Source organism: Haloferula sp., from assembly GCF_049672945.1.
Taxonomy (GTDB): Bacteria; Verrucomicrobiota; Verrucomicrobiia; order Verrucomicrobiales; family Akkermansiaceae; genus Haloferula.
This window is the reverse complement of the sequence record NZ_JBATWY010000227.1, coordinates 1-4487: the sequence shown is the minus strand read 5'-3', so window position 1 is coordinate 4487 and position 4487 is coordinate 1. Positions and strand designations below refer to the sequence as shown.

Below are 4487 nucleotides of genomic sequence, written 5' to 3'. Positions count from 1 at the left end.
AAGCATGTTCCGCCCGATAGTTCCCGTCATGAACCGAGGCATTGCGCTTGAGTTCGCGGTAGATCGAACTGGGATGACGCGCCAGGCGCCTTGCGATCTCTGCGACTCCTACATACTCTCCGCGCATTGCGGCGATGGCATATCGCTCCTCCTTGCTGATTTGACTGTAATTCACATGCCCAATCTGTCGCACTTCGGTCTTGAATCCAAGCCGCTCAAGAGGGGATTTCTGGCGACCGAATTAATGACTCCCTAGTAGTTGAAGGGAACGGAGCTGACGGGGGCACAACCCATTAAGATTGAAACTATGAAGGTTTTTTACTGAATAGTGGGTCTCCGATGCAAGCCATCATTCGCTTGCTACGGTGGGTGAACCCCAAAAGGATGCCAGGCAAACAGCAGATTAGCGGCCGACGAGGATTTTGTGAGAGGGTTTTGTGAAACGGGTGGTCGGGGGAAGTCTTAGCCCTTGAGTATCCGGACTGATCCTTTTCTTTCGCCTCAGATACGGACCCTGACTTCCGTCGGGCTATTTCGAAGTTTGCCTTCGTTCGGCCTTTTTCAGATGCGTCATGGTGCCGCGGGGACGGTTTCGTCCTTGATCCACTTTTCGAGGATGGGGGGGATGGCTTCGGCGAGGAAGGTTTGGGCTTCGGTGAGCTTGAAGTTTTCCAGCAATGCGGGGAGTGGCGCGGCGGGGAGGAGTTCGAGGTCGAAGCTGATGTCGCTGCTGGCCGCTTCGTTCTGGTGGACTTCGACGGCGATGAGGTTGCGGCCTTGTTTGAGGGGCAGGGTGGAGGGGTCGAGGATGAAGATGTGATGGATTTCTTCGGCCAGGCCGCTGACGGTGAGATTGGAGACGGTGGTGGGAGTGACGGGGCCGTCGGGGATGCCTTGGCGGAGGATCTCGATGCCGTTCAGGTAGACGACGGCGCCGTCGTCGCAGAGCAGGCTGAGACGGAGCGGGAGGAGGCCGATGGGTCGATCGAGGGTGAAGTCGTGGCGGAACCAGACGGTGAGGTTCTTGCGGAGGGGATCGGGGCCGAAGTCGAGGAGGGTGGCTTCATCGCCATCGCCGTAGCCGAGTTGGGCGGGGCCGGATTCCCAGGTGCTGTCGTCGAATGATTCGCTGTTCCAATCGGCGGAAGGTGGATTACGAAGGTCGTAGTATTTCCACTCGGTACCGCTCTTGATGAGGGGTTTCTCATGCTGGCGGAGCTCGCGGGTAAGATGGTGGATGCGGCGGAGGCAGAGGTCGATGAGGAGTTCGCGTCGGTAGAATCGTTCGGGGGTGCGGGTTTCGAGGAGGAAGCGGGCGAGTTGGTAGCAGGTGAGAGCCTGGGCGTCGTTGCCGGCTCGGAGGTGATCTTCGCCGAGGTCTAGGAAGCCGGCGGCGAGTTGGTAGATGGTTTCGGGATCTTCGGGGGATTCGCTGACATTTTCGGCACGCAGGATGGTGGAGCGGAGGCGGGCTTCGATTTGACTGTCGGGTGCTTCGTCCGACATGGCGCTGAGGTCGTTGTAGAGGCGGGAGAGGAATTGGTTCCAACTGGCGGAAGCGACACTGGGCTGGTCGAGGTTTTCGGCGAAGAGGCGTGCTTCCTCGTTGAGGGTGCGGGCGCTTTTTTCATCGCCGAGATCGGTGAAGCGCTGGGTGAAGCGGCGGGTTTCGCGCTGCATGTGGTCGAGCCATTCGAGGTTGCCGGGCTCGCGGGCGAGGAGGTTTTGATAGATGCGGAGACTGCGGCGTGCGGGAGGGAAGGCGAGTTCGGTTTGCTCTTCGCTGAGGTGGAGGGAGGCGATGTTGCGCAGCGAGTTGGAGAGATCGAGCTGCCAGCGGGTGTTGGCGGGGTCCCAGGCGACGAGGCTTTCCCTCAGGGCGAGGGCTTCGGTGAGGAAGGGGAGGGCGCGTTCGAAGTCCTCGCGTTCGTCATGAATGGTTCCGAGGTTGTTGAGCAGGGTGGCGATTTCCTTTTGCCAGTGGCGGTTTTCGGGTTCGAGCTGGATGAGGCTTCTGGCGGGTTCGAGGGCGAGCGCGTAGGATTCTTCGGCGGCCTGATCATTGCCGAAGCTCATGTGGCAGAAGCCCGAGTTGTTGTGGCAGGTCATCAGCAGCTGGAGGGCGGTGATGCTTGTGGGGGGCTCTTCACCGAGGATTTCAATACTACTTTCATAGTAGATGAGCGCGCCTTCGATGTTGCCGGCGGTGCGCTCGCAGTCGCCGAGGGCGAAGCGGGTGGCGGCACGGGCGGTGAGAATGTCGGGGTCGGCAGTATCGGCGGGCAGGGTGTCGAGCTGGGCGAGGGCGGATTTGCAGGCTTCGCGTGCGGCTGCGATTTTTCCGGCTTCGAGGAGCGGAATGGAGAGTTCGTTGAAGGCTCCGGCGATTTTCAGCGTGTCGGAAAGGGGGTCCTGGGAGTCGGCGAGGATTTCTTTGCGAAGGGTGATGGATCGTTCCCAGAATGAAGCGGCCTGATCGAGGTCGCCACGGGCGTGGTGGACATTGGCGAGGGTGCCGAGGATCGAGGCGCGCGCTTCGAGGGTGGAGGGGGTGATGAGTTCGGGAGGAAGGTTTTCGAAGTATTCGAGGGTGCGATTGGCGGCATCGCCGAGGAGTTCGGTACGGCCGAGGGGGACGAGCTGATCGCGCAGGTCATCGAGCATGAAGGCGGCGAGGTCTTCGGCCTGCTCGCGGGCGCGGTTGCCGAGATTGGCGGCGCGCTGCTGGGTGGCGGCTTGCTCGACGAGGCTGCGGTTCTGCTTTTCCGAATGGAAGTAGAGGGCGGCGAGCAGGCTGAGGAGGAGCACCGCGCAAACGAGCAGGCGGCGGTAGAGTCGCTGGCGCTGGAGAAGGCGTGGCATGCGGCGTGGCGAGGCTACACGGGAGGGGGAGGGTCGGCGAGCGGGATCGGCGGTCTTGAAGTCCGGCGGGTTTGCGGCAGGTTGGGCGGCGAATGGAAGACATGACGCGGCAGGGAAGTTCGGGATTTCCGTCAACGGCGTGGACGATGGTGGTCCAGACGCGCAGCGATGATCGCGATGCCCAGCTGGCGATGGAGAAGCTGTGCGCGATCTATTGGCCGCCATTGTATGCCTTTGCGCGGCGGAGCGGGTGCTCGCGGCACGATGCCGAGGACGCGACTCAGGCGTTTTTTGCGAAAATGATCGGCGGGGCCTTTCTGGATCGTGCACGGCAGGAGAAAGGGCGGCTGCGCTCCTTTCTGCTGACCTCTTTCAAGCGATTTCTCAATGATGAGCGCGACAAGGCGCAGGCTCAGAAGCGTGGCGGGGGGAAGGAGATCCTGTCTTTTGATGCGGCGGCGCTCGAGGAGGTGCTTGAGGGCGAGACGGGATCGCCGGAGCTGGCATTCGACCGCAGTTGGGCGCATGCGGTGCTGGAAGCGACCCTCGGGGAGCTTGAAGAAGAGTATCGGGCGAAGGGGAAAGAGGCTCTTTTCAATGAGTTACGGCCATTTTTGACGGATGATGGCGATGGCTACCGGGTGGTGGCGGAGCGTTTGGGAATGCGTGAAAATGCGGTGGGGGTGGCGGTTTTCCGGCTGCGGAAGCGCTTTGGAGAGCTGATGCGGTGGCAGGTCATGGCGACAGTGGCCGACGAGGATGAGGTCGAGGGGGAGCTTCGTCATTTGATGGAATCGCTGGGGTAGGGCTCGGGGACCGCGGTTCGGGTGAAACAGGCAGAAGGTCGGAAAATCTTTTAAAAATCCCAATTCGCCTGTAATGACTTGCGTAATTGTCCTTAGAACTAGGGTGGAACGAGTCGTTCCAATCCATCCCACTTCCAGTCCCATGAAATACGCCGTCCTTCTTCTTTGCGCACTTTTCGCCGCGCTTCCTGTGCTTCAAGCCGCCTCAGCGGACGTCATTTATGACTCGAGTGCAGCTGATCCAAATCCTGTGACCCAAGGCTGGGTGTCATCCGATACCACCGAACCAGGAACGGATGGTGACACCGATGGTCGAATCGATTTTCCTGCCAATGTCGGACCGGTGGCGGCTCCGGGGGGCGTGGCGTGGCAGATTCATGACCAGTTGACGGACGGGGCGTTCAATCTTCCCGGTTACCAAAGATTCCTGACGCGCTCCGAACTCGGCGCGATGTATTACGACGGCTGGGTTTTCGAATTCACCGTCAAGTCATCGAATCTGGCCCCGGGGCCCTCCGGATTTACCTCGTGGGGCCTGGCTCTGGCCGACGATCCAGGCTGGGGTCTCAGTGGTAGCACGCGGGTCGGGTTCTGGGTCGGCCAAGATGCGGATGGGAACTTCTATGTGGAACCCAATGGCGGTACTTTGGTCAGCTTGGGCGCGGGTTCGATCGATGACTTTCACACGATCCGGGCCGTTGGCTTGCCAGAGAGCAGCGAGTTTGAATGGTTTATTGATGGTGCCAGCCAAGGGACCATCGATTTTGCCAGCTACACCATCGCGAGTGACTTCCGCGGTGTTCAGTTTGTTGCGGGGAG

At 60.5% G+C, this 4487-nt stretch carries 4 protein-coding genes; 2 read left to right on the top strand and 2 right to left on the bottom strand.

Going from position 1 to position 4487, the window contains the following annotated elements; translation table 11 throughout:
- Together WBG04_RS19960 and WBG04_RS19955 are read right to left on the bottom strand one after the other, a co-directional pair.
- A partial coding sequence (locus tag WBG04_RS19960; protein WP_424316482.1) for a helix-turn-helix domain-containing protein occupies positions 1–175 on the bottom strand: 175 nt, incomplete at its 3' end.
- A gap of 395 nt (positions 176–570) precedes the next feature.
- Complete coding sequence (locus WBG04_RS19955) at positions 571–2862, bottom strand: tetratricopeptide repeat protein (RefSeq protein WP_424316481.1); 2292 nt, start codon at positions 2860–2862, stop codon at positions 571–573.
- Positions 2863–2954: 92 nt separating this feature from the next.
- Between WBG04_RS19955 and WBG04_RS19950 the strand changes: the two genes are divergently transcribed.
- Together WBG04_RS19950 and WBG04_RS19945 are read left to right on the top strand one after the other, a co-directional pair.
- A complete protein-coding gene (locus WBG04_RS19950; protein ID WP_424316480.1) occupies positions 2955–3668 on the top strand; it encodes an RNA polymerase sigma factor in 714 nt (237 codons plus the stop codon).
- 142 nt (positions 3669–3810) lie between these two features.
- Positions 3811–4487: hypothetical protein (locus tag WBG04_RS19945; protein WP_424316479.1), on the top strand; the 677-nt coding region annotated here is incomplete at its 3' end.